At 45.0% G+C, this 26,608-nt stretch carries 25 protein-coding genes and 1 pseudogene; 22 read left to right on the top strand and 4 right to left on the bottom strand.

Annotated features, from left to right (window positions below; all coding sequences use genetic code 11):
• Window positions 1-123 precede the first annotated feature (123 nt).
• The 12 genes from H0266_RS04930 (at window position 124) to H0266_RS04875 (ending at window position 13,831) form a co-directional block, all read left to right on the top strand.
• The gene (locus H0266_RS04930) at window positions 124-1,512 is read left to right on the top strand and encodes a solute carrier family 23 protein (protein ID WP_181471251.1); all 1,389 of its coding nucleotides are present in this window, start codon (window positions 124-126) and stop codon (window positions 1,510-1,512) included.
• A gap of 155 nt (window positions 1,513-1,667) precedes the next feature.
• Window positions 1,668-2,564, top strand: a complete 897-nt coding sequence (locus H0266_RS04925) for an aspartate carbamoyltransferase catalytic subunit (RefSeq protein ID WP_181471250.1) — start codon at window positions 1,668-1,670, stop codon at window positions 2,562-2,564.
• 1 nt (window position 2,565) lies between these two features.
• Window positions 2,566-3,855, top strand: a complete 1,290-nt coding sequence (locus H0266_RS04920; protein ID WP_181471249.1) for a dihydroorotase — start codon at window positions 2,566-2,568, stop codon at window positions 3,853-3,855.
• Entirely contained in the window at window positions 3,836-4,945 is a 1,110-nt protein-coding gene (locus tag H0266_RS04915) for a carbamoyl phosphate synthase small subunit (protein ID WP_181471248.1), read from the top strand. Before H0266_RS04920 ends, H0266_RS04915 begins: the two co-directional genes overlap by 20 nt.
• A complete protein-coding gene (carB, locus tag H0266_RS04910; RefSeq protein WP_181471247.1) occupies window positions 4,924-8,124 on the top strand; it encodes a carbamoyl-phosphate synthase large subunit in 3,201 nt (1,066 codons plus the stop codon). The genes H0266_RS04915 and carB overlap by 22 nt, the downstream gene beginning before the upstream one ends.
• Window positions 8,121-8,882, top strand: a complete 762-nt coding sequence (locus H0266_RS04905; RefSeq protein ID WP_181471246.1) for a dihydroorotate dehydrogenase electron transfer subunit — start codon at window positions 8,121-8,123, stop codon at window positions 8,880-8,882. The genes carB and H0266_RS04905 overlap by 4 nt, the downstream gene beginning before the upstream one ends.
• Window positions 8,879-9,805, top strand: coding sequence for a dihydroorotate dehydrogenase (locus tag H0266_RS04900; RefSeq protein WP_181471245.1), 927 nt, complete (start codon window positions 8,879-8,881; stop codon window positions 9,803-9,805). Before H0266_RS04905 ends, H0266_RS04900 begins: the two co-directional genes overlap by 4 nt.
• Window positions 9,771-10,493 (top strand): orotidine-5'-phosphate decarboxylase, encoded by a 723-nt coding sequence (gene pyrF / locus H0266_RS04895; protein WP_181471244.1) that lies wholly within the window; start codon window positions 9,771-9,773, stop codon window positions 10,491-10,493. Before H0266_RS04900 ends, pyrF begins: the two co-directional genes overlap by 35 nt.
• Window positions 10,465-11,076 carry an orotate phosphoribosyltransferase gene (pyrE, locus tag H0266_RS04890; RefSeq protein ID WP_181471243.1) on the top strand — a complete coding sequence of 204 codons (612 nt, stop codon included), beginning with the start codon at window positions 10,465-10,467 and terminating at the stop codon, window positions 11,074-11,076. Before pyrF ends, pyrE begins: the two co-directional genes overlap by 29 nt.
• A gap of 101 nt (window positions 11,077-11,177) precedes the next feature.
• The gene (locus H0266_RS04885) at window positions 11,178-11,411 is read left to right on the top strand and encodes a hypothetical protein (protein ID WP_181471242.1); all 234 of its coding nucleotides are present in this window, start codon (window positions 11,178-11,180) and stop codon (window positions 11,409-11,411) included.
• A 601-nt stretch (window positions 11,412-12,012) separates the two neighbouring features.
• On the top strand, window positions 12,013-12,723 hold the full coding sequence (locus H0266_RS04880) for a ZIP family metal transporter (protein ID WP_181471730.1): 711 nt from the start codon (window positions 12,013-12,015) through the stop codon (window positions 12,721-12,723).
• 181 nt (window positions 12,724-12,904) lie between these two features.
• Window positions 12,905-13,831 carry a DUF4367 domain-containing protein gene (locus tag H0266_RS04875; protein ID WP_181471241.1) on the top strand — a complete coding sequence of 309 codons (927 nt, stop codon included), beginning with the start codon at window positions 12,905-12,907 and terminating at the stop codon, window positions 13,829-13,831.
• Between the two features lie 69 nt (window positions 13,832-13,900).
• Here H0266_RS04875 and H0266_RS04870 read toward each other — a convergent pair whose 3' ends face one another.
• Window positions 13,901-15,685 (bottom strand): M3 family oligoendopeptidase, encoded by a 1,785-nt coding sequence (locus tag H0266_RS04870; RefSeq protein WP_181471240.1) that lies wholly within the window; start codon window positions 15,683-15,685, stop codon window positions 13,901-13,903.
• A gap of 388 nt (window positions 15,686-16,073) precedes the next feature.
• On the opposite strand from H0266_RS04870, the pseudogene H0266_RS19430 reads away from it, so the two are divergent.
• The 10 genes and pseudogenes from H0266_RS19430 to amyS all read left to right on the top strand — a co-directional run bounded on the left by H0266_RS19430 (window position 16,074) and on the right by amyS (window position 24,525).
• Window positions 16,074-16,757, top strand: a pseudogene (locus H0266_RS19430) (alpha/beta hydrolase family protein).
• 86 nt (window positions 16,758-16,843) lie between these two features.
• Complete coding sequence (locus H0266_RS04855) at window positions 16,844-17,401, top strand: cupin domain-containing protein (RefSeq protein WP_181471237.1); 558 nt, start codon at window positions 16,844-16,846, stop codon at window positions 17,399-17,401.
• Window positions 17,402-17,500: 99 nt separating this feature from the next.
• Window positions 17,501-17,659 (top strand): hypothetical protein, encoded by a 159-nt coding sequence (locus H0266_RS04850; protein WP_181471236.1) that lies wholly within the window; start codon window positions 17,501-17,503, stop codon window positions 17,657-17,659.
• 267 nt (window positions 17,660-17,926) lie between these two features.
• The gene (locus H0266_RS04845) at window positions 17,927-18,796 is read left to right on the top strand and encodes a protein kinase family protein (RefSeq protein WP_181471235.1); all 870 of its coding nucleotides are present in this window, start codon (window positions 17,927-17,929) and stop codon (window positions 18,794-18,796) included.
• Window positions 18,763-19,797, top strand: a complete 1,035-nt coding sequence (locus H0266_RS04840; protein ID WP_181471234.1) for an NAD-dependent epimerase/dehydratase family protein — start codon at window positions 18,763-18,765, stop codon at window positions 19,795-19,797. Before H0266_RS04845 ends, H0266_RS04840 begins: the two co-directional genes overlap by 34 nt.
• A 31-nt stretch (window positions 19,798-19,828) precedes the next feature.
• Entirely contained in the window at window positions 19,829-19,954 is a 126-nt protein-coding gene (locus H0266_RS19575; protein WP_281374211.1) for a hypothetical protein, read from the top strand.
• A gap of 64 nt (window positions 19,955-20,018) precedes the next feature.
• Entirely contained in the window at window positions 20,019-20,210 is a 192-nt protein-coding gene (locus H0266_RS04835) for a hypothetical protein (RefSeq protein WP_181471233.1), read from the top strand.
• 194 nt (window positions 20,211-20,404) lie between these two features.
• Window positions 20,405-21,508, top strand: a complete 1,104-nt coding sequence (locus H0266_RS04830) for an NADH:flavin oxidoreductase (RefSeq protein WP_181471232.1) — start codon at window positions 20,405-20,407, stop codon at window positions 21,506-21,508.
• Between the two features lie 443 nt (window positions 21,509-21,951).
• Window positions 21,952-22,773 (top strand): DUF2785 domain-containing protein, encoded by an 822-nt coding sequence (locus H0266_RS04825; RefSeq protein ID WP_181471231.1) that lies wholly within the window; start codon window positions 21,952-21,954, stop codon window positions 22,771-22,773.
• 216 nt (window positions 22,774-22,989) lie between these two features.
• On the top strand, window positions 22,990-24,525 hold the full coding sequence (gene amyS, locus H0266_RS04820; RefSeq protein WP_281374210.1) for an alpha-amylase: 1,536 nt from the start codon (window positions 22,990-22,992) through the stop codon (window positions 24,523-24,525).
• Between the two features lie 66 nt (window positions 24,526-24,591).
• On the opposite strand, the gene H0266_RS19425 is transcribed toward amyS, so the two are convergent.
• The 3 genes from H0266_RS19425 to H0266_RS04810 form a co-directional block, all read right to left on the bottom strand.
• Entirely contained in the window at window positions 24,592-24,813 is a 222-nt protein-coding gene (locus H0266_RS19425) for a YetF domain-containing protein (protein WP_246363624.1), read from the bottom strand.
• Window positions 24,800-25,081 (bottom strand): DUF421 domain-containing protein, encoded by a 282-nt coding sequence (locus H0266_RS19420; protein ID WP_246363621.1) that lies wholly within the window; start codon window positions 25,079-25,081, stop codon window positions 24,800-24,802. The genes H0266_RS19425 and H0266_RS19420 overlap by 14 nt, the downstream gene beginning before the upstream one ends.
• A gap of 63 nt (window positions 25,082-25,144) precedes the next feature.
• A complete protein-coding gene (locus H0266_RS04810; protein ID WP_181471230.1) occupies window positions 25,145-26,581 on the bottom strand; it encodes an amidase family protein in 1,437 nt (478 codons plus the stop codon).
• Between the last annotated feature and the right edge of the window lie 27 nt (window positions 26,582-26,608).

The following is a 26,608-nucleotide window of genomic DNA, read 5'->3' as shown; positions in this document are numbered from 1 at the left end:
TGAAGTCCCGTGAGGCTTGAAAGGTCGTATGGATACACGTGTGCCGAAATACACGTCTACCTCTTTGCGCATCTTTCTAGCGTAAAGAGGTTTTTTTATGCAAAATGACGAGGAGGAATACTCATGAAACAACACAAAGCCGCTCTAGAAGTTAATGAAATTCCAGCCATGCACAAATGGCTGACACTCAGCCTACAACACTTATTTGCCATGTTCGGTGCGACAATCCTCGTACCATTTTTAACCGGTTTATCACCAGCCGTAGCCCTTGTATCAAGCGGGTTCGGAACGCTTGCTTACTTATTGATTACAAAAGGAAAGGTACCGGCTTATCTCGGTTCAAGCTTTGCTTTCATAGCTCCGATCATCGCCGTATCTGAATCGAGCGGCATTGCGGGGGCGATGGTCGGGAGTTTCTTCATCGGAATCGTCTACGGTCTAGTCGCTTTACTGATCTCGATGTTCGGAACCGGCTGGCTGATGAAGATTCTACCGCCAGTCGTTGTCGGTCCGGTGATCATCGTCATCGGTCTTGGGCTTGCCTCCACAGCGATCGATATGGCTATGTACATCCCGGGTAGTGAAACCTATAGCGGAACGCACTTTACCGTGGCTCTTGTCACACTGGCGATTACGATTGTGGCTTCAATCTTCTTCCGCGGTTTCTTCTCGCTCGTTCCGATTTTATTCGGAATTGTGGGAGGCTATTTGTTCGCACTCACGCAAGGGATAGTGGATACGAGTACAATTCAAGCTGAATGGGCAGCCATCACATCAGCAGAGTCACTTGGTGGCTTCATCGCTGCACTCTTCCAAATGCCGGAATTCGTCATTCCGTTCGTCGACTTCTCACCATTTGAAGTGTTCAGCTGGGAAATCATCTTCTTGATGGTCCCGCTAGCCCTTGTCACGATTACGGAACATACGGGAGACCAAATGGTTCTTTCTAAGGTTGTCGGACGTAACTTTCTTGAAAAGCCGGGTTTACATCGCTCGATTCTGGGAGACGGGGCAGCAACGGTGATTGCCTCCTTCCTTGGAGGACCACCGAATACGACGTACGGTGAAAATATCGGAGTGCTGGCGATCACCCGCGTGTACAGCGTCTTTGTGATCGGTGGAGCAGCGGTCATCGCAATCGTCTTCGGATTTATCGGGATGATCACAGCCATCATCGGTTCCATTCCATCTGCCGTCATGGGTGGTGTATCGATTCTCTTATTCGGAATTATCGCATCAAGTGGGCTTCGCATGCTGATCGACAACAACATTGATCTCGGAGAGAAACGGAACCTGATCATTTCATCCGTCATTCTCGTCATTGGGGTCGGTGGAGCATTCATCCAAGTAACGGATAATATTCAAATCGCTGGCATGGCGCTTTCAGCCATCATCGGCATACTATTAAACCTTGTTCTTCCTGGCCAAGCCAAAGGAGAATCTGAAACCAATATGTTTGAGGCGCCAAAAGAGGAAGCTTCCCGCGAGGAGCAAAAGCATGGCGTCGCATAGAAACCAACACTCACACACGTTTTAAAGGGAGTCCCGAGAGGCTCAAAAAGGTGTACAAGGGTTTGGCTCGCTTAGCATGCGAGCTAAAAGCACCCCCAGACACCTGGGGGTGCTTTTTTTATCAGTACGAACCACCACAAAAAGGAGTGGACACAATGACAAAGGTTCTATCAAAGCCCCATTTACTATCGATGAAGCAGTTGACGAACGAGCAGATCTTTCACCTATTTGACATAGCAGATCAAATGAAACGAAATGAATATCGATCGACTATGCATCCCTTCTTCGCTGCCAATGTTTTCTTGGAACCTAGCACTCGTACGAAGTCGAGCTTTCAAGTCGCTGAACGGAAGCTCGGTTTAGATGTGATCAACTTAGACGGTGGGGATTCAAGTGTTACGAAGGGAGAAAGTTTATATGACACGCTTAAGACGCTGGAAGCGATTGGTGTAGAGCTCGCTGTTGTGAGGCAGTCGGAAGTTGGACTTTTGAACGAGTGCCAACAACTGAATTTATCCCTCATTAATGCGGGGGACGGGAGTGGGGAGCATCCGACTCAATCCCTTTTAGATTTATATACGATCTATGAACAATTCAATCGGTTTGAGGGTCTACATGTCGCGATAGCCGGCGACTTGAAACATAGCCGTGTGGCCCGGTCCAATGCCCATGCTTTGCAACAACTCGGAGCGAAGATTTCATTCGTCACAAAACCCGAGTGGCAAGATGACCGATTAACTTCGAACTACATAACGATGGACGAAGCCGTCGATTGTTGTGACGTTTTGATGCTTCTCAGAATTCAATACGAAAGACACGACGGAAAGCAACAGGCTGATTCAAAGTACTTGCAAAACTACGGACTTACCAAAGAAAGGGAGAGGCGGATGCATCCTCATGCGATCATCCTTCATCCGGCTCCTGTAAACCGAGGAGTAGAGATTGATTCAGAGCTGGTCGAATCACCGAAATCAAAGATTTTCAAACAAATGACCAACGGCGTGACCATCCGGATGGCTATTATACAGACTTTACTTAAGGGGGAGATATGAAATGAAGAAAATCATCAATGCCAAACGAATCCTAGATGGTAGATATGCAGTGTGTGAGGTTCTCATCCAGGACGATACCATAGTAAAAATAGCGCAGTCGATAGACGAGGAAGCAGAAACGACGATGGATGCACACGGTCATCTATTATTACCCGGGCTAGTAGATGTCCATGTTCACTTGAGAGAACCAGGCGGAGAGGCGAAGGAAACAATTGCTTCTGGAACGAAAGCGGCTGCCAAGGGAGGGTTTACAACGGTTTGTGCGATGCCGAATACGACGCCTGTTCCTGATTCAGAAGAAACGCTGGAATCTCTTCTTGAAAAAATAAAATCCGACGCAAGCGTTCGTGTACTTCCTTATGCTTCGATCACGACTCGCCAGCTAGGAAGAGAGCTCGTTGACATGGAAAAGCTGAGCTCATTAGGTGCGTTCGCGTTCACGGACGACGGTGTTGGCGTACAAGAGGCTGGAAAGATGTTTGAAGCGATGCAAACAGCGGCTGCGCTAGGAAAAGCGGTCGTTGCCCATTGTGAAGACAATTCACTTGTATATAAAGGTGTATCCCACCGAGGGGAAGTGAGTGAGCGGTTGAATCTTCCTGGTATCCCGAATATTGCAGAATCTGTTCAGATTGCAAGGGATGTCTTGCTGGCAGAAGCTGCAGACTGTCACTACCACGTATGCCATGTATCCACGAAAGAATCGGTACGGGTCATTCGGGATGCGAAGCAGGCAGGCATTCGAGTAACAGCAGAAGTGACACCGCATCACTTGTTATTGAATGAAACGGATGTCAAAGAAGACGATGCGCTGTTCAAGATGAACCCACCGCTCCGATCAAAAGAGGATCAACATGCCTTGATCAACGGTTTACATGACGGCACCATCGACTTCATTGCGACAGACCACGCGCCTCATACAGAAGAAGAGAAGAGTCAAGGCTTCATCCATTCACCGTTTGGTATAACAGGATTAGAGACAGCATTCCCATTATTATATACGCACTTCGTTCAAACAGGGCTAGCCACTATGCCCCAGTTGGTTGATTGGCTTACTATAAAGCCGGCTAGGACGTTCGGTCTTCCATATGGAATATTAGAGGAAGGGGGCGTCGCAGATATGACGCTCATCGACCTGGACAGTGAAAAACAAGTCGATAGACACCAACTCGTATCAAAGGGAAAGAATAGTCCATTTCACGGATGGGCACTGAAAGGCTGGCCGGTAATGACAGTAGTTGAAGGAAACATTGTATTTGAGGAGGCAAAACATGAAACAGCTCGTACTTGAGGATGGAACGGTATTTGTCGGGGATGGTTTCGGAAGCGAGAGGGAAACCATCGGTGAAATTGTATTTAACACAGGAATGACAGGGTACCAAGAAGTTATTTCAGACCCTTCCTACTGCGGTCAGCTCGTCACATTCACATACCCACTGATCGGAAACTATGGGATCAATCGCGATGACTTTGAAACGGTGAACCCGGCCATTCTAGGTGTCATCGTCAAAGAGCATTGTGATTACCCTTCCAACTTCCGGAATGAAGAGACACTCGATTCATTTTTAAAGGCGAAAAAGATTCCTGGGATCAGCGGGATTGATACGCGAAAGTTGACGAAGATCATTCGTGAACACGGAACGATGAAAGCGATGATCACTTCTACAGAGCGCTCAGTAAACGAAGTATTGAGCATCATCGAAGATACGCCGCTTGCGACTGATCAGGTGAAGCAAGTGTCAACGGTCAAACCGTACGTTGTACCAGGTAGAGGGTATCGGATCGTATTGATAGATTTCGGTATGAAGCATGGCATCTTGCGAGAGTTCACGAAGCGTAATTGTCACGTTACCGTGGTTCCCTACCATACGTCTGCAGAAGAAATAGAACGGCTACGTCCAGATGGGATCATGCTTTCAAACGGCCCTGGAGACCCGAAAGATGTTCCGGAAGCGATTCAAACGATCCGCCAGCTAATGGGCACCGTGCCGGTGTTCGGCATTTGCCTTGGTCATCAACTGATCGCTTTAGCAACAGGTGCCAATACGACTAAAATGAAATTCGGACACCGCGGAGCAAACCAACCTGTCAAAGATTTGCGCACAGGGCGCACGTATATTACTTCACAAAACCATGGATACTCCGTCGATCCACATTCACTTGAACGAACAAAACTACAAAAGACCCAAGTGTCATTGAATGATGACTCTGTGGAAGGTCTAGAGCATGAAGATCTCCCTGTCTTTTCGGTGCAGTACCACCCAGAAAGCTCACCAGGACCAGAAGACACGGCTCACTTATTTGATGAATTTTTACAACGCATAGAGAAGAATCAAAGCATAACGAAGGAGGAACCGGCATGCCAAAGCGTACAGATTTAAATAAAATACTCGTGATAGGATCGGGCCCGATCGTCATTGGTCAGGCAGCAGAATTCGACTATTCCGGAACACAAGCCTGTCAGTCTTTGAAAGAGGAAGGGTATGAGGTGATTCTTGCAAACTCCAACCCTGCTACGATCATGACGGACCACACCTTTGCAGACGAAGTGTACATGGAACCGTTGACACTTGAATTCTTGAAAAAAATCATCCGCAAAGAAACGCCGGATGCCATTCTTCCGACACTTGGAGGGCAGACGGGTTTGAACTTGGCTGTGGAGCTGAGTGAATCTGGTATTCTAGAACAATATCACGTGGAATTACTCGGTACACCTCTTGATGCGATTCAACGCGCTGAGGATCGTGAGAAATTCCGTTCTCTTATGCACGAGATGGGCCAGCCGGTGCCGGAAAGTGAGATTGTCTCAACGGTCGATCAGGCATTGACGTTTGCTGATCGCATTGGCTACCCTGTCATCGTCCGACCAGCCTACACGATGGGCGGAGCAGGTGGAGGCATGTGTGATACGGAGGAAGACTTAAGGGAAATCGCCCGAAACGGACTTTCCATGTCCCCCGTTAATCAATGTTTGATCGAGAAAAATATAGCCGGTTTCAAGGAAATCGAATATGAAGTGATGCGCGATAGCCGCGATAACAAGATCGTTGTCTGTAACATGGAGAATTTCGATCCGGTCGGTATCCATACAGGGGATTCCATCGTCGTCGCTCCTTCGCAGACATTGAGCGATCGTGAGTATCAGATGCTCCGGAATGCTTCGCTTGAAATTATCGCAGCGCTTGATATCGAAGGGGGCTGTAACGTCCAGCTTGCTTTAGACCCACATAGCTTCAACTATTACATCATTGAGGTCAACCCGCGTGTCAGTCGTTCGTCCGCCCTTGCATCCAAGGCGACGGGTTACCCGATTGCGAAGCTCGCAGCCAAAATTGCAGTCGGAATGACGCTTGATGAGATTCAAAACCCGATTACGGGAACGACATACGCATGCTTCGAACCTGCTCTCGACTATGTCGTCACCAAAATCCCTCGCTGGCCGTTCGATAAATTCGCCAAGGGAAATCGGCAGCTTGGCACACAAATGAAAGCGACGGGTGAAATCATGTCGATTGGCCGCACGTTTGAAGAGTCGCTATTAAAAGGTGTCCGGTCACTTGAAGGGGAAACAGAAGAGCTATATTTAACCTCCACACTAGACTTGAATGAGGACGCGCTACAGCATCGATTGAAAAAAGCGGATGATGAGCGAATCTTCGTATTAGCTGAAGCACTTAGACGACAGTACTCGCTAGAAGATCTCCACGAGATCACTGGCATTGACTTCTTTTTCTTGTACAAATTGAAGAGAATCATCGATTTGGAACAACGTATCGCAACAGAAGGCTTATCGGCAACGCTTTTGAAAAAAGTGAAGCAACTCGGTTTCTCCGACCAACAAGTGGGAAGGCTTTCGAATCGTACGCTCGATGATATCATCGAATTTCGTCGAGACTATGACATTCGTCCAGTCTATAAAATGGTCGACACGTGTGCAGGAGAATTCGCTTCTGAGACACCCTACTTTTACAGCAGTTACGAAGACGAAAATGAGTCTGTTGCTTCTGCAAACAAGAAAGTGCTCGTTATCGGATCCGGACCAATCCGTATCGGTCAGGGAGTCGAGTTTGATTATGCGACGGTCCACTCGGTGCTTGCCTTGAAAGAAATGGGATACGAAGCGATCATTATGAACAATAACCCGGAGACGGTATCGACAGATTTCAGCGTCTCAGACAAATTGTATTTTGAACCTCTCACGTTGGAAGACGTCATGAATGTCATCGACTTGGAGCAACCGGAAGGAGTCATCGTCCAGTTTGGTGGCCAGACGGCGATCAACTTGGTGGATGGATTAAGCCGTCATGGCGTGCGGATTCTCGGTACGACGATGGAAGCCATTAACGAAACGGAGGATCGGGACTTGTTTGAACAATTGTTGAACAAGCTCGATATTGCCAAACCAGGCGGGGAGAGTGTGCTTAGTGAGGGAGAAGCTTTTGCAGCTGCGAGTAAGATTGGTTATCCGGTGGTTGTGCGTCCTTCTTATGTGCTTGGTGGCCGAGCGATGGCGATCGTCTACTCTGAAGAAGAACTGGAAACCTATTTAGAAAATAACGTCGCTGTCTACAATGGTCATCCGATCTTGATTGACAAGTACATGACAGGGATGGAAATCGAAGTCGATGCCATATCCGACGGGCAAGAAGTATTCATTCCTGGTATTATGGAGCACATCGAACGAGCAGGTGTTCACTCAGGGGATTCGATGGCGGTGTATCCGACTCAACGACTATCTGCGGCACTAGAACAACAGTGTATCGATGCAACAACGAAGATCGCCCGCGAATTGAATATGAAGGGGTTGATCAACATCCAATTCGTTGTCCACCAAGGAACGGCTTATGTTCTGGAAGTGAATCCGCGTGCAAGCCGGACGGTTCCTTTCTTAAGCAAAATTACGGGTGTTCAAATGGCGCGACTGGCAACGAATGTAATCCTCGGGAACAAGTTGTCAGACTATGGGTACAGCTCAGGTACCGCCAAGAAACCGGATGGCGTTTATGTGAAAGTTCCTGTCTTCTCTTTTGAGAAACTTCGTAGTGTTGATACAACGCTCGGGCCAGAAATGAAATCGACTGGTGAGGTTATCGGATATGATCAGACGCTTGAGAAGGCGCTATACAAAGGCATGACGTCTGCAGGGTTGAAGATTCCGACGCAAGGATCCGTTCTACTTACGGTATCGGATAAAGATAAAACGGAGATGCTCGAGATCGCTGAAACTTTTTATGAACTTGGTTTTCAATTATTCGCAACTGAAGGAACCGCTCAAGTGATAGAGGAAGCATCAATACCCGTTGAAGCCGTCGGAAAAGTCGGTTCGAATCAACGGGACGTGATCGATTTGATCCAAAACGGGGATGTGCAAGTCGTCGTCAATACACTGAATAGCGGTATGCGCGCTCGATCCGACGGATTCCGCATCCGGAGAGAAGCGGTCGAGCATGGCATTGCCTGCTTGACGAGTTTAGACACGGCGCGTTCGATTGTGGATGTGATCAATGCCATGTCCTTCACCGCACGCTCGATTACACCGGCTGAGGGAGTGATGGCATGAAGCGTGAGTGGATGAAGATTGTCGATCATAAAGAAATCGCCCGAGACACGTACCGGCTTGTTTTACAAGGAGACATCGTGTCAGACGTCACGGATCCAGGTCAATTTGTGCATGTTCAAGTGAGTCAGGACTACTATTTACGGCGTCCTGTCTCAATTTCTGACATCAACCCTGAAGAGAGAACCATGACGTTGTTGTATAAAGTCATGGGGCAAGGGACGGATGCTTTAACAAGGAAGGCTGTAGGTGAAAAGATTGATGTGCTGGGGCCTGGCGGGCAAGGGTTTCCGGTAGAGTCGGTCGGCACGAAGCATGCCTTGCTTGTCGGAGGAGGAATCGGAGTGCCCCCGTTACACTATCTTGCAAAGCGCCTTCGCGACAGAGGAGTGAAAGTGACGAGTATTCTAGGATTTCAGTCAAAAGCCGATGTGTTTTTGATAGAAGAATTCAAAGAGCTAGGAAACGTGCACGTGACCACGAATGATGGTAGCACGGGGCACCATGGACTTGTCACAGACCTTTTCTTTGAGATCGATGAACCGTTTGATACGTATTTCACGTGTGGTCCGACGGTGATGTTAAAAGCCGTATCGGAACATTTGTCCCATATCCCCGGCTACATTTCAATGGAAGAACGGATGGGCTGCGGAATAGGGGCTTGTTTCGCTTGTGTCGTCCCTGCTCATGATGAGAAAGGATACCGCCGAATATGCTGTGACGGTCCTGTGTTTGAGGCTAGTGAGGTGATGCTGACATGAAGGTGACTTTACCAGGATTAGATTTGAAAAATCCTATAATGCCAGCGTCTGGATGCTTTGGGTTCGGGAAAGAATTCGCCCAGTTTTACGACCTTTCTGAATTAGGAGCGGTTATAATGAAAGCAGCGACACAGGAACAACGCTTCGGAAATGGTACCCCGCGTGTAGCAGAAGCATCAAGTGGCATGTTGAATGCAATCGGTCTGCAGAACCCTGGTGTTGATAACATCATCGAGCGGGAGATTCCTTTTTTGCAAACGAAAGATATCCCCATAATTGCCAATGTGGCGGGAAGCACGATTGAAGAATATGTGAAAGTGGCAATTAAAATCTCTCGGCACGTGCATGCCTTGGAGTTGAACATCTCGTGCCCGAATGTAAAAGAAGGCGGCGTCCAGTTCGGCACGGACCCCGAATTAGCCGCGCGAGTGACGAGACAAGTCGTTGAAGCGAGCGCGGTTCCTGTATATGTGAAGCTTTCCCCAAATGTGACGGATATCGTAGCGATTGCGAAAGCGGTCGAAGGGGCAGGAGCCAGTGGCTTGTCGATGATCAACACGCTGACGGGGATGCGCATCAATCTACAAACAAGAAAACCGATCATCGCCAACCAAATTGGCGGTTTATCAGGAGCAGCGATCAAGCCGGTGGCCATACGCATGATTCACCAGGTGTACACAGCTGTCAATATTCCGATCATAGGAATGGGAGGCGTAGAAACGGCTGATGATGTCATCGAGTTTATGCTTGCTGGAGCCAGTGCGGTGGCAATTGGAAGTGCGAATTTTAAGAACCCGTTGATTTGCAAGGAAATCATCGACCAACTGCCTCATACTCTAGAACGGTACGGTTTTTCAACGATAACCGAAGTAATTGGAGGGGCTCATCATGAAACAGTTACAGCCGGTCTACTTCGCCCTTGATTTCCCGACAGGAAATGAGGCAATCGATTTTTTACAAGTAAACCGATTGGATGCCATTCCTGTGAAAGTGGGGATGGAGCTCTTTTATAAGGAAGGGCCCCCTATGATCCAACGTTTGAAAGAGAGAGGCCATCCAATTTTTTTGGATTTGAAATTGCATGACATCCCAGCAACAGTAGGGCGAGCGATGAGGAATCTAGCATCTTTAGACGTAGATGTCGTGAATGTACATGCTCAAGGTGGAGCGGCTATGATGAGGGCAGCGGTGCAGGGTGTAGAAGAAGGGGCTACAAATGAGAGGCCGATCTTGCTTGCGGTCACGATGTTGACATCGACTGATCAGGAGATGGTTGAACGTGAAATGTTGCTTGATAACTCTATTCCTAAAGTCGTCCGTCATTATACAAATCTAGCGAAGAACAGTGGAGTCGACGGGGTTGTTTGTTCCGTTCATGAAGCGGAACTCGTTAAAAACACGGCAATGCTTGCGTTGACACCAGGCATTCGTCTTGGAAGTGGTGACATCCATGACCAAAAACGTATCGCTTCACCTGACGTTGCCAGAGAACGAGGCAGCGATTCCATTGTGGTTGGACGGGCGATTCGTGAAGCAGATGACCCGCATGTGACATACCATCAAATCAAGGAGGCTTTCACTCATGAAATCGATCATAAAGGATTTAATTAACATCGAAGCGGTCAAAATCGAAACGGAGGATTTATTTACATGGACCTCAGGGGTACGTTCTCCGATTTACTGTGATAACCGGTTGACCATGTCTTATCCTGCTATTCGCAGGAAGATTGCAGATGCTTTTGTTAATAGCATCGATCCATCAATCGACCTTATTGCTGGGTGTGCGACAGCGGGAATTCCCCACGCTGCATGGGTTGCAGAACAGATGGAACTTCCGATGGTGTATGTACGCGGATCAGCTAAAAAGCACGGAAAAGGAAATCAAATTGAAGGTGTCATCAAAGAAGGGCAGCGTGCGGTGGTGATCGAAGATTTGATCTCTACAGGGAAATCTTCGATCCAAGCTGCTGAGGCGCTGCAAGACGCGGGTGTGGAAGTGGTAGAGGTTCTCTCCATCTTTACATACGGTTTGGAGTGGGCAGCCGATGCTTTTCAGGAGAAAGGGTTTGCGTATCGCTCTCTTGCAAGCTACGACGAACTAGTTGAACAACTGGTCGATGAAAATAAAATGACAGAGGAAGAGCGGATTCGAATGACCGAGTGGCGTGAAAATCCATTTGTCTTTACAACATAACCTTGAACATTTGCTATTTAAAGCCCTTACTTGTACGATAGAAGCAATAGGACCTAAGGGTGATAACTGTGAAGTCAAAAAAACATTCCTTTTTCATACTGATGAACGCATCTCTCGGCCTTTTAACTTGTTTTATTTATTTATATTCATGGGTTGCGTTCGCCTTTATGGAATCGATGTGGTCGTGGGAACCGCTTCTTAGCTTGGCGGGATCGATCACCCTGTTCATTGTTTGGAATATCTATATGCTGAAAAACGAGCGAAATCGTTACTGGGCACAAGCGATTTTTTCCTACCTCGCATCGATTGCCATCTTTGCTTATTTCTTAAGCTGAAAACCACGACACTAAGTCGTGGTTTTTTCAGGCTGTTGAAGAAGGTTCTGTTAGATCATATAAGAATACCGTGGGATGGAAAACGACTCGCTTTCCTGCGGGGGAGCCGGCAAGCCTCCTCGTTCGTTGACACTCTCTGTGGGGTCTCGCCTAGGTCCTTCTCCCGCGGGAGTCTCCTCGTTTTCCATCCCACTATGCTACAAATAGTGGGAACAGAACCTACCAAGCAGCATGGTGCTGTCATCGGTAGAGCTCCAAATTGTGGTTGAATCTCTAGAGGTTCATCCTTCCTGTAGTGAGGTGGCAAGGAAACGGCGACACTCCTGCAGGATCCTGAGGCTTGGGTGAGATCCCGCAGAGCGCGAAGCGATTGAGGAAGCTCACCGCCTCCTGCGGAAAGGGAGTCGTTTCCACGCCACCGGCTCCTTCTCAACTTGGTAGAACCGACAGTAGCTATCGCGGGCACTCTGTGAAGACCACGACACTAGGTCGTGGTTTTTTGTATGGAAAAATAGGGTGTTCGGAACATTCTAAAAGAGGGACAAGTACATAAAGTAGAGAAAGAAGCGTTCAAGGAGTGTTGCTATTGGATGTTTGGGGTATGTGGCTGTGTGCGTTGGCAACAGGTGCTGGGGCGTTACCGATCCTTTTCATAAGACAAATCTCACACAGACAAATGGATGTGTTACTAGCTTACACGGCTGGAATCATGGTGGCTGCTTCTACATATGGCTTGATCCCCGCCTCACTGAAACTTACGAATCTTTGGGTTTTATGTTGCGGTGTATTGGCGGGTGCACTCTTATTGAATATCATCGAAAAGGTCCTTCCCCATGTTGATTTAAAACACGATTCCGGCAAGGTTCTTGTTCCTCATGAATCGCTGATGATGGTGTCAGCAATGACGATTCACAATATACCTGAGGGCTTGTCGGTGGGAGCGAGTTTCGGGAGCGGAGATGATAGCTTAGGGCTTGTCGTTGCGTTATCTATTGGACTTCAAAATGCACCGGAGGGATTCTTGGTCGCTTTGTTCTTATTCCATCAGGGTGTAAGGAAAGGCGTCGCCATACTCATTGCTACAATTACAGGAATGATAGAGGTCGTGGCTAGTTTTATAGGGTATCACATAGTGGGAGTTGCGCTTTTTCTTGTCCCTTATGGATTGGCGTTTGCTGGAGGAGCGATGTTGTTCATTGTTTATAAAGAATTGATTCCAGAAACGCATGGCCATGGATATGAACGATCCGCTACTTTCGCTTTCCTCATAGGATTATTAAGCATGATTGCGGTTGTAGAGATGTTCAGATAACAAAGAGGAGAAAGAGTATAATTGTTCCGCTTTTACAATCTCATGAAAACGTTGGGTTTTCACTCTCCTTTGTTTGAAGGGGAGTTTGTGAATGGTTTTCTAATTGATTTCCATTTTTTGAAACTGAAAGCAGGGGGTAATCGTACACGTAAGTAGAGAAGAGATATTGGAGGTTTTCTATATGTTCAAAAAAATTCTATTTATAGTGCTTGCGTTTCTTGTAACGGTCGGCTGCGCATCGAACCAGTCTTCTGGTGATCAAACGACAGAAGAGAATACGACAGATGAAAACACGGTCAAACAGGATGTCACAATGGTACTCGAGCAAATGTTCTCGGGACCTGATGAAGAATTGACACAGTATCATGAAGAAGACAATTACGAAGCCATTTCGAACTACTACACTGAAAAATTCGAACCCTATTTCACCGAAGACTATATGGAGGCGGCTATCAATACCAACTTGCTTAACAGCTTTCACCAGAAAGCATACGGTAATGATGTGAAAATGGAAATAAGTACTATGAGTGTTGAGCAGAGTGAGGACACGGAAACGGCTTATGATTTTGAGAGTCAAATTGATGTAAGTAATGGAGAAACAGCGGGTGTTAGTGGGAGAGTGAACACCAACGAAGAGGGGAACATCACTCGAATACACTATATTGAAATTGAGTCATTGTTGAATTCCTTCGATACAGCAGTCGAAATAGAAGAAGGGCTATTTGAATATGACCGCTCTAGGTTAGTGAGCCGGACCGGAGATGAAGCCTTTCAGCCTAAGTATCCGACGATTATGCCATTTGAAGTCAATGGTGTAGAAATACAACCAGGCGCGATGAAGCAAAAGGACACCGTATTGAATTTTATTTTCCATGCAGAGACAGAGGAAACAATGAAGTTGATGACCGTTAAGGATGGCGACATTTCCTATGATGACGTTGAGACGGAAGAGGTTTTAATGGGAGATCTTACGGGTCAATACGCTGGGGTTGAAGGTGAGACACAGCGATTGATCTGGACAGACGGATCGATTACGTATGAGTTGAAAGGCAATGTAGAGGACTTATCAAAAGAAGACCTCACAACAATTGCCGAGTCTTTTGAGTAAGGTTTAAAGCACTCCCACTTTTTCCAATGATAAAGCTCAAGACCATAATGGTCTTGAGCTTTATTGAATTTATACCATTGATTCTGTTTTTTGGAGAAATTCATCGATAGCGGTCATCAATGGTTGCATCGATTGATTCCAGAAAGCTTCTGAAGTTAAATCTTGATCAAGGTATTTCTTGCCAAGTTCCTCCATGGATAAAGAGCCTGAATGTTTGAGCAGTTCATCGTAGTTCTGACCGAATTCGCTGCCCTTTGTGAGAGAAAGGGCATAAATGCCGTTACTGAATAAGTAGCCGATGGTGTATGGAATGTTATAAAAAGCGTTCTCTGTGTCGTAAAAATGAGGAATTGTCATCCAGCTATAAGCGTCGTACTCTGCAAATGAATCTTGTGACCACTTCTTTTCCGTTTCTTCCATTAAATGAGCGAGTTCGTCCCCGGTGAGTTTCTCCTTCATTCTTCGCTCATAAAATTTCTTCTCGAAATCGAATTTGCTAGGAATCATCGTTATATATTTGATCCCACTGTTGATTTGCATCTCTAATAAAGAGAGTTCATCCTCTTCTGTTCCGGCTTGATTCTTAGCTGAGTCCAAGACGAGATTTTCCGCGAAGGTAGAGGCCGTTTCGGCGAGTCCTGTACCTGTCTCCTGTGCAAAAGCGGGTTGTTTTTGCAGTATAGAATTATGATAAGCATGACCAAGTTCATGAGCAATGGTTATGACATCATGGTACTTCTCCTCAAACGTAAGCAGGATTCGACTCTCATTATTCAGAGGCATCGAGGCGCAGAAAGCTCCGAATGCTTTGTTTTTCCTAGGTTCGGCATCAATCCAGTGTTGGTCAAATGCCTGGTCCGCGATTCGTCCCATCGAATCACTGAAGGAGTGAAATTGTTGTTTGATGATCGTTGCTGCTTCTTCATAAGACAAAGAAGACTTTGAGGAGAAGACAGACGTGTGGTTGTCGAAATAGCTCAACTTCGATAGGCCCATCAGCTGTGCTTTCCGCTTCAGAAAGGCTTGGACTTTAGTTTGATTCTTCTCAATGGCTGCCATCATACTCGTAAGGGCTTTTTTGGAGATTTTATTTTTTTCATAGAGTTCACCCTGCATGTCGGACAATTCGCGTAACTGGTAGATGGAGAGTCGGTACCCTGCGAAGTGATTCAAGATAGATGCGAACGTATCCTTGTTCTGTTTGCAGACTTCTTGCGTAGCATCGGCTGTTTCTTTTCGAACATCACGATCAGGGTTCAGCATCGCACGGATCATCGCTTCGTTGAAGGTAAGCTGCTTCACTTCTCCGTCAATGCTAACGGGTACACGCAATTGACTAAATAATTGTTCAAAGTGGTTTTCCCAACCTATAAATCCGTTCAAAGAAAGCTGGTTGATCGCCTCTTCTACTTGGGGTGACAACTGATGATCTTTCTGTTGTTTTTGTTTATGTAGGTAAGGATGAATGGCAACTGATTCTTCCTTGTTCAATAGTTCATTCCACTCTAATTCGTTTAAGCTCTTGAATACTTGTTCAAGTTCGTTTCTTAACGTATCCACTTTCATTTTCAGTTGGTTGCTTTGATCCATCAATTTAGCAGCTTCTTGATCTGAGGTATCTTCGGATGCCAGGCAGATACAAAACTCATCTATATGAAAGGCTTCTTCCAAAACCTGCTGTACATCATCGATTATATCGAACATGCTCGTCATCGAAGAAAGGTCCTTTATGTGATTGCTCAAGACCTCAGTTCGATTGTTAACTCTTGAGATATGATGGTTTAGTTGCTCGGATTGTTTGCCACCTTCATAGATGGCATCCAAATCCCATTGCTTTTTCAAATCAGTTTCCATTTCATTACCTCCTGAATCCATTAAGGATATTATTTCCTATTTTCATTGTATAGGAGAAATGAAAATATTCCTATTATTCTAGTTGTGATTAGAACCTTGTACGTATTTGTCTCAAAGTCTTTCAATCGATTCTCTAATGGAAATATAAAACAAACATTCTGAAACCTTTCTCCAACCTCTACCGAACAAATTATGGAGGGGGCTTTTTTTGAGGAAATACATTGTTTTTCTAGAATTATTTATTTTCTTAGCTGCATGTCGTTCAGAAGCAACAGAACCATTCATTCTAGATCAGGATGAATTCGAGCTACCTGAAAGCAAGTATTCTAAGACGACGGAATTACATAAACTACGCTATCGAAGTGACGGGTTAAAGGTGACCGGGTACATGGTGAAGCCGAAGGATAGGAATGAGGATTTTCCACTGCTGATTTATGCGAGAGGTGGAAACCAGGACTACGGAATGATGACGGAAGAATTTTTGTCCACATATTTATCCTTCTGGGCGAATAAAGGCTACGTAGTCTTAACGACACAATACCGAGGAGTGGACGGTGGAGAAGGGAAAGAAGAATATGGTGGAGCAGATATTCAAGATGTGATGAACCTTACTCAAGTGGCAAAAGAACTCGATGGAATCAACACGGACCGTGCGTTTCTTCTCGGTCAATCACGAGGCGGGATGATGACTTACCTCGCAATGAAAGAGGGGATCGATGTCCAGGCAGCTGCTTCTATAAATGGATCTAGTGACCTTTTTGCTACTTATGAAGAGCGCGAACAAGGTATGAAAAAGATGTTGAATGAGCTAGTTGGTCCACCTAGTGAAGAACAAGCGTACGAAGATCGTTCAGCTACCTATTAGCCTGAAAAACTCGACGTCCCTTTATTACTTTTGCACGGTGATCAAGACTGGCGTGTGTCCGTTGATTATTCTAGAGAACTCGCTAAGAAACTGAAGGCTTTGGACCAAGAGGTCAAGTATGTGGAATATGAAGGTGGAGAGCACGGTTTGAAAGGGCATTTTGATGCTTACACTGGGGAGATTCATGAATGGTTCCAAACACATTGAGTGAAATGGTTAGCGGCTAGGATTCACGTACATTCTTTCAAGGTTTGCATAGGATAGGTCTATGACTATAGGAAAGGATTGAGAGCATGTACAATTATCCGTATTCTTCATACCCCTATATTCCCAATGTACCCATAAATCATTATAGAAGTTATCCAGCTTATGGCGGTACGCCGAATCAGATGCCGGTATATTATAATCATCCTCCTTTTTACCATCCCTATCGTAATGACCAAAATATGTCGAGCGATTTTGGAGGGAGGCCGTTTGTAACAGATATTAATCAGGCTACACTCCAAAATGATACATTTCGAACGGCTGTTTGGACTGGTGAACACTTACAACTCACTTTGATGAGCATTGATGTTGGAGATGATATTGGACTTGAAATGCACCCGGACGTCGATCAATTTTTGCGAATCGAGCAAGGAGAAGGCATCGTTCAAATGGGGCCAGAGAAAGATCAAGTTACTTTCCAACAGAACGCCTCTGATGATTACGCAGTCTTTATCCCTGCAGGAACATGGCACAATTTAACGAATACTGGAAATGTTCCGCTTAAGTTTTACTCGATTTATGCTCCGCCGAATCATCCTTTTGGAACGGTTCATAAGACGAAGGCGGATGCTATTGCTGCTGAGTAAAGCCATGACCATGGCAATGAGAAGCCTGTAAAATCTGGTAAAACCCCTGACGAATGGGTCCAACATACGGAATTTTTGGTGAAGGAAGGTTTGGAGGATGTGAAAAGAGGAGTTAACGCGCTACACATTCTTCAAGAATTCATCCTGATGGGTGTGCTTGTCGGGAAAGGCTACTCTCCTGAAAAAGCTTATGAGACGGTTGAAAAGTGGGAGCGAACGGGAGGATCTAAACTTCTTCAACAAAGTAAGAATAGGTAGAGGTCATAAACTAAAGAGAAGCGTAGAGGTAGACCTTGCGCTTCTTTTTTGTATAATAAATTCTTAAATCCAAGCAAAATTCTGAACGCTGGGTTATCGTTTGGTTTATGGAGTGAAAAAGGATAAAATATACAGTATAAATCAGAAGGAGGCGTTGTATGATGCATACATATTCAAGATTACAAAGGGCTGAACAACAAAAGGGGAGAGCCGTTTAACGGCCCAGAGACGACGGAGGATCCCCGATAACTGAAAGGGGAACAACATTTGAAAACAGTCACGATTGATCACGTCACATTTAATCTTCAGGAACCACATGATTTCTCATGGTTATCATCGCTCGGCACGGTCTTTGAGGTTTTTGATGAGCAAGACTCAGGAAATCTTTGTTTTGGTGTCCAAAAAGATGGAAATAAGCAGTTCGTGAAATATGCAGGGGCTAAACCGGTGGATTATAAAGGTGATCCTGCCGATGCTGTTGAGCGATTAAAGCAAGCAATCCCGGTTTATAAAGATCTTCCTCACGAACACCTCATATCATTTCATGATGACTTTTCGACCAGTGAGGGGCATGTGGCTATATTTGATTGGTTCAATGGGGAGTGTCTGCACTCTCATTGGTCTTATCCACCACCGGCGAAATACAACCATCCAGATTCACCATATTATAAATTCAAACAGCTTCCTATAGAAGATAGGATCAAAGCTTTTGATGAGATTTTATCTTTTCACGTGTATGTCGAATCCAAAGGATATGTGGCCGTAGATTTCTATGATGGAAGTCTACTCTATGATTTCGATACGAATACCATGAAGATTTGTGATATCGATTTTTATACCAAATCACCAGTGATCAATAAAACGGGAGATTTTTGGGGTTCGAGAAGATCGAAGGCACCAGAAGAATATCAAAAAGGTGCTGTCATCGACACGAGGTCTAATGTGTACACGTTAGGAGCCATCGCGTTTTCCATTTTCGGAGGGGAGACGGACCGTTCTTTTGACCGTTGGGATGCAGGGGAACGTTTATTCCAAGTCGTATCTAAGGCGGTCAGCGAAGAGCGGTGGAGTAGATTTGATAGTTTACGAGAATTTCAAGATATATGGAATCAAGTAAAGAGGGAGAGGATTTCATGAAGGTTCTCGTTATAGGAGGTACTCAATTTTTAGGTAGGTACATTGTGGAAGCAGCTCTAGCGAAAGGTCATGAACTCACACTGTTTAATCGTGGAAAAACAAACCCTGAGCTTCATGATGGTGTGGAGGCGATCCGTGGGGATAGAGAAAAGGACGAGGACCTGGCTCAGCTGAAAAGCAGACATTGGGATGTAGTCATCGACACGTGTGGTTTTACACCCCGAAGGATGGAAAAGGGTCTTTCGGTATTGGCTGAAAAAGTTGAACACTACATTTTCATTTCCAGTGCTTCTGTTTACAAAGATCTTCTTGAAGAAGAGGGATTAACAGAAGAGGCCGAGACATTGAAACTTACACAGGAAGAAATCAAGGACGTGACCGCAGGAGCAACGGGGCGTATTCCAGGCTATTATGGTCACTTGAAGTACCATAGTGAACAGTCAGTCTTAGAGTGGATGAAAGATTGCAACACGATCATTCGCCCCGGCTTAATCGTTGGACCTCATGACCCGACGGACAGATTCACTTATTGGCCGTCAAGGATAGCGAGGGGAGGGGACGTGTTAGCTCCCGGCTATCGTAACAAAACCGTTCAAGTCATTGATGTCAGGGATTTAGCGAACTGGACCATCTCGCTAGCCGAGGAAAGAACGGTTGGCACCTTTAATGCGGCCGGCCCCGGTAGAAGGTTGACGATGGAGAGCTTTCTTGAGACTTGTCGTACGGCGTTTGATTCAAACGTCTCCTTCGTTTGGGCTTCAAACGAATTTTTAGAAGAGAATGTCAAGCCGTGGATTGAGATGCCTTTATGGATTCCAAAGGAGCGGGGATTCGGGATCGACTCAACGGAAGCCTTTAAACAAGGGCTTCACTATCGACCGATTGAAGAAACGATCCGTGATACGTATACGTGGGACCAAACCCGTGAATCTTCAGAAAGACAAGCAGGATTGGACTCTGAAAAAGAACGTAAGCTTCTGGAAAGGGTCTTAAATATGTAAATAGCAGTAAGGGGTAGGGAGGGTATCTATGATGATCGCTGTCATTCTCTTAGGTGTACTTATTACAATCGGTGTATTTTCCTTGCCTTTATTCTTACCTCCTTCTAAGCAAGAGGATAAACTGACAGATAAGCATGACGAGTCCCGGCGTTATTGAGGAGTGTTTTTGTGTACAAGCCCACTTTAAAAGCTGGACTCGGACTATGGAAGGAGGAGACAAGATGAACAAAACTAAGATACAATCTCTAATCTTGTTAGCCGTAACAATCAGTGCTATTACGATGGGCGTATATGCTTTCAATAACTATTCGAATGGAAATACAGAGGCAGGGGTTACGTTTACCGTGCTCACATTGTTCTTTATTGCGCTTGCAAGCTTTGGAGTGGTGAGAAATAAGAGGGTAAACAACTAATAAGCAGAATAGAGATATAGAATGTAATATTCAACTTAAAGTTAGAAAATTTATGGAAAGCTCAGGTGTATGAGTAGCCTGGGCTTTTTTGGTGTCCTTGAAGCATTGCAGAACCTATTCGTTAATCAGATTGCTTTTAAAGAGTTTTAAGATTTGTAACAATAAGAGAGTACCAAAGAAAGAGGAGGCTGACGATGACTCAAACCAATAAATCGACAGAACCATTATTTCGAGATTTTGAAAGTGAAAAATTAAATCTACCTAACCGTACGGTGATGGCCCCTATGACACGAGGTTTTTCACCAGATAACGTACCGGGTGAAGATGTGGCTGCTTATTACCGTCGTCGTGCGGAAAACGGTGTCGGATTGATTGTGACAGAAGGAACAGGCATCAACCATCCTGCCTCTGTTTCGGGAGCTAGTATTCCACTCTTTCACGGAGAAGAACCGCTGAAAGGCTGGGCGGATGTCGTAAACGAAGTACATGAAGCAGGTGGAAAGATTGCACCGCAACTTTGGCATGTTGGTATGACTCGTAAGAAAGGTGATATGCCGAATGAAGACGCGCATCCAGTCGGTCCTTCAGGATTGAGTCTTGATGGAGAGCAGGTCAATGAACCTCTGACTGAAAAAGAAATCGAGGAGCTGGTTCAAGCGTATGCACAGGCTGCGGCTGATGCGAAACGTCTAGGTTTTGATGCGATAGAAATTCACGGAGCACATGGGTATTTGATCGACCAGTTTTTCTGGGAGCAAACGAATAAGCGAACGGATCGCTACGGTGGTGATGTAGTTGGACGCACGCAATTTGCTGTAGAAATCGTAGAAGCGTGCCGCCGTGAAGTTGGTCCGGACTTTCCAATCATTTTCCGTTTTTCCCAATGGAAAATGAACGACTTTCAGGCGAAACTTGCTACAACACCTGATGAACTTGAACGCTTCTTGAAACCGCTGGTAAAGGCAGGCGTGGATATTTTCCATTGTTCAACGCGTCGTTTCTGGGAGGCTGAATTTGAGGGGGCTGATTTAAATTTAGCAGGTTGGACGAAGAAATTGACTGGTAAACCAGTGATTTCGGTTGGATCGGTCGGGCTAAATGGCGAATTCACAAGCTTTTCGTCAACAGAAGCCACGAGCTTGGATGGCTTAATCGAGCGACTCGATCAAGGGGAGTTTGATCTAATTGCGGTCGGCAGGTCGTTGTTACAGGATCCTGAATGGGTTAGGAAAGTGGAAGAAGGACAAGAGAATGATTTATTACCATTTGATAAGGCAGCATTGAGCAAACTTTATTGATTCGGAAGGGCGGAACCTTGTAGGTTTCGCCTTTTCTTCTGTTTGAATATCTACTACAGGCAAGACTCATTTAGTAAAGAAAGAGTCACTGAAATTGCGTTTTCTCACAGAACAATGAAGTAATCCTTAATACTCTGATTTTACAAAGGAAGGTGGAGGGTGTGTTGTGGACCTTTCGAGCAGACGTATTCCTCGTGATGGTCGAAAAATCCCGATGTCTTGTATAATTGAATCGCCTTATCATTCATTTTGTTTACCCCTAAAATGACTACGGTCAATGCCGGGGCGGTATGCTTAACAAATGACGGCAGCTGTTTATTGGTTGATAGGCTTGCAGTTGGGTGGTAGAGGACATAGGAAAACCTCCGTGATAGAATAATGAATGTGTGTCTAGAAAATTTTAACAGATAACTAGGTGAATAGAAAATTCAAGGAGGAAAGCTATGGAGACAAAATCAAACTATAAGCGAATGTTGCGATCTATTGTGAAAGATGACACTAAACCTGAGGATCCTTTCAAAACAGTTAGGGGTGTGGTGAACATCTTGGGTTCTACAGATGCGGAACTTCGAGATGAGCTAGGATATGGGGCGTTGATTGAACTGTTGATTCATCAGAAACAGTTGTCGCATGAAGAACTACGAATCCTTTGGTTGGACGCTCTTTCTGATCAGCAATTGTTTTTCAAAATAGGAGAGGAAGGGACAGATAGTGTTTTCCGTCGTTCGTTCACTTCCTTGCTGATAACCTTACTGATACATAGAGACCACCAGGATCATTTTCTGAATGAGAGAGATTTTCAAGTTATGCTGGAATCCCTCATCGATTATTGTCAATTGGAGAGAGATGACAGAGGTTTCGTCAAGAACAAAGGATGGGCGCATGCCCCTGCGCATGTAGCTGATGCGATCGTTGAGTGTGTCGTCCATCGTTATGCCACGCATGATTGCTGCCAGGAATTATGGCAGGCGATTCTTCATTTATTGAATCATGCATCAAAAGTGTACGATGCGGATGAGGATGAGCGTTTGGCGACAGCCACCACTTCCATGGTTACATCTAAAAAAATTTCGCTTTCTACTCTGACATCTTGGTTGAAAGAGGTCGAAGTAGAGAAGGTGATGCATAAACAAATCAATCGGAAACATTTTGTGCGGTGCGTTTGCCTCAGATTACTAGGGGAAGGCTTATCTATTAAAGACCTTGATATTCTTTACCTTGAAACATTATATAATCCTGTATTTTTTAATACAGATGAGGGATAGGGATAAGGATAAGCGCAGGTAAATTTTCTTTTTTATGTATAATATTTAGTTCTATTAACCTATAAAGGCATAAATTATTTTATTGATTTATAACTTGAAATCGTTCCCATAGACCTATCTAATTATTTTGGACAGGATAGATAAATCAGCCTCTAAGGTGTGTTAAGGTAGTAGTGAAAGCAATGCAAACGCTTTCATAAAAGGGGGATTCTTGATTTGAATTGGAGAAAAAGGATTTTACTAGTCGTAACGTTACTCATGTTCCTTTTACCGTTTACACCTATTCAAGCTTATGCGAATACTAATGGCACGTTGATGCAGTATTTTGAATGGTATTTGCCGAATGACGGAAAACATTGGGACCGACTGAATAACGATGCACCGCATTTGAATGATATCGGAATTTCAGCCGTCTGGATTCCGCCAGCCTTTAAGGGTACTCAGCAAAACGATGTTGGGTATGGTGCTTATGATTTGTATGATCTGGGTGAATTTGATCAAAAAGGAACGACGCGAACGAAATATGGTACGAAACAAGAATTGCAAAATGCAATCAGTAGCCTTCATCAAAATGGAATACAGGTTTATGGTGATGTGGTCATGAATCACAAAGGTGGTGCGGACTATACACAAGCTGTAACAGCTGTTCAAGTTGACCGTAATAATCGAAACTATGAAACATCAGGTGAATATCAGATAGAGGCTTGGACGGGGTTTAATTTTCCGGGAAGAAGTAATCAATACTCGAGTTTCGACTGGGAATGGTACCACTTCGATGGGACTGATTGGGATGAGTCTAGTCAGGAGAGTAATATTTATAAGTTTAGAGGGATAGGTAAAGCTTGGGACTGGGAAGTTGCAAGTGAGTATGGAAATTATGATTACTTAATGTATGCTGATGTTGACTTCGATCACCCTGAGGTACAGAACGAAATGAAGGAATGGGGAACCTGGTATGCGAATGAGCTGAATTTAGACGGTTTTCGTTTAGATGCTGTTAAACACATTAAACATTCCTATTTAGAAGACTGGGTAACGTCAGTTCGGAATGATACAGGAAAAGAAATGTTTACGGTAGCTGAGTATTGGCAAAATGATTTAGGCGCGATTGAAAACTACCTTACGAAAACAGGAGGAACTCACTCTGCATTTGATGTGCCGCTCCATTATAATTTCCAACAGGCTTCTAACAGTGGAGGAAATTATGATATGAGAAACTTACTTGACGGCACACTTGTTAAAAGCCAGCCGACCAAAGCTGTGACAATTGTTGAAAATCACGATTCTCAGCCTGGTCAGGCTTTAGAATCGACGGTTCAACCATGGTTCAAACCCATGGCTTATGCCTTCACATTGACGCGTTCAGAAGGTTATCCTGCTCTCTTTTACGGGGATTATTATGGAACTAGTGGAGATACATCCTATGAAATCCCGGCCTTGCAAAATAAGTTGGATCCCATACTGAAGGCAAGGAAAAATGATGCCTATGGTCCACAACACGATTATATTGATCATTGGGATATAATTGGATGGACACGTGAAGGGGATACTAGCCATAGGGATTCTGGTTTGGCTACACTCATCACAGATGGTCCTGGGGGGAATAAGTGGATGTATGTTGGAAAAAGGAATGCCGGCGAAACGTGGATCGACTCAACTGGAAACCGCGCTGACGAGATTGTCATCAACCAAGATGGTTGGGGAAATTTCTACGTGAACGGTGGCTCTGTTTCGATATACACCCAACAGTAGGTCGTTTGGTATGAACATAATTCAATGGTAAGAGAGCCTGGCACAAAAATGGCAGGCTCTTTTTGTTTAATGTACAAAATCTTGTTGATCATCGATATAGAGTGAGCCATCTTTTCCGACTTCAGTGTAGAAGATATCCGAAATTGAGGTAACACTTGCTTGTTTGAGTTGTTGTCGAAGCCAGTCCATCGTCAAATTCAGATCATTTAAATTCGCTTTATTTACCCTTCCATCTGAGATCACTTCTGTCGGGATAGTATTTTGATACACTGTTTCAGGTACGAACATGACGCATCGCTTCTTCCATGATTTCGACTTGTTTGATCACAATGACTGGTTGGCCTTCAAGTAGGTTACGAGCTGTTTTGGATTTGCTATCGATTACACCTATTAAGATGGTGAGAGCTGACCAACCTGCCAGAGTATAGAGGCCTATACCCAGGTTAAGCGTTGGTGTAAGAACAACGGTACCTGTAATCGATCCGATGGCAATCGCTGAAGCAAAATTGAAAAACGTTACATGGCTGATTTCTTTTCTCCCCATTAATCTGGTCATAAGTAAAAGGACTAAGAACGCAGAAATGATAAAAGCCAGCCTCTATTCGGGCTGGCTTTCTGCTTATTCGAAATATGGAATGTGGTGTTCTACAGAACGAGTTTGTTCGTAATGGTAGGCGAGTGAAAGTAATTTGGCTTCTTGGAAAGCGCTGCTTGTTAAGGTCAAGCCTACAGGCTGTCGATTCGTTTCAGTATATCCAGCAGGCACTGTAATCGAAGGATATCCAGCGATAGCGGGCAGGTTTGATCCGAGTTCGTTCGGAGACACTAGTGCATCCAATTGGTGTTCTTTCATCAAGCTATCTATTCCTTCCGTTTGAGCCGTTCGTATATCTTCCAAACGGTCGAGCAGATAAGTCGAATCGGTCAAGTCTCCACTCGTTTCTTCTGACTGGAGAAGAAGTGTTTGGTCATACTTCAAAGCGATCTCCTTATGGCTCCAATTATAGTTGATCAATTCCTTTAATGAATGGACGGGCAGATGAGGCTCACACCTAGATAAGTAGGCGTTCAAGCCATTTTTGAATTCATGGAACATGACACTCGATTCGCGCTCGCGGTTAGGAAGAGTGATCTCTACAATCTCTGCCCCTTGTTCCTTTAAGTCATCAAGCGCATGATCGAAAACAGCTTTTTCTTCTTCGCTCAAATCATTGATGAACGCTCGTTCTACTCCTATACGTGAACCTTGAAGCGCATACGTATTTAAGGATGATAAGTAGGTGTTGGCAAAATGTAGAGGACTTGTTTCTGTAGCGGAATCTTTTGGATCTACGCCTACAAGTGCTTCTAATAAGAGAGCAGCGTCATATACAGTGCGGGTGATGGGTCCTGCTGTATCTTGACTATGGGAAATCGGAATAATTCCGCTTCTGCTGATTAATCCAACTGTCGGCTTCAATCCTACAACGGAATTACGGCTGGCTGGGCTTAGAATGGAGCCATTCGTTTCCGTACCAACGGCTCCTGCAGCGAATAGAGAAGCAACGGCTGCAGCCGATCCTGAACTTGATCCTCCGACGTCAAATGTACCAGGACCATAAGGGTTGAGCACTTGTCCTCCATGAGAACTGTATCCATTCGTCATTCCTTCCGTCATGAAATTCGCCCACTCAGTCAAGTTTGCTTTGCCTATAATGACAGCTCCTGCTTTTCGCAACTGCTTAACAACGAAGGCATCTTCTTTTGCATAATGATCCTTCAATGCAACAGACCCTGCGGTTGTATGCATCTTATCCCCCGTGTCGATATTATCTTTGACTATGACCGGAATACCGTGCATAGGTCCGCGGGAACCCTTCTGCTTCCTCTCATTATCTAAGGCTTCCGCGATATGTAGAGCATCAGGGTTGATCTCCATGACAGCATTGATGTTCGGTCCTTTCTGATCATAATTCGCTATTCGATTCAAGTATTCCATCGCCAACTTCTTCGATGTCGTTTTGCCATTTGTCAAAGCGGTTTGCATAGAAGTGAAATTATGAAACCAGTTCTCCATGTTCAGTCCTCCTAGTTTTTCCAGTCT

The sequence above is a fragment of the Halobacillus locisalis genome (genome assembly GCF_013694105.1).
GTDB lineage: Bacteria > Bacillota > Bacilli > Bacillales > Halobacillaceae > Halobacillus > Halobacillus locisalis.
This window is presented reverse-complemented; position numbering and strand designations above follow the sequence as displayed.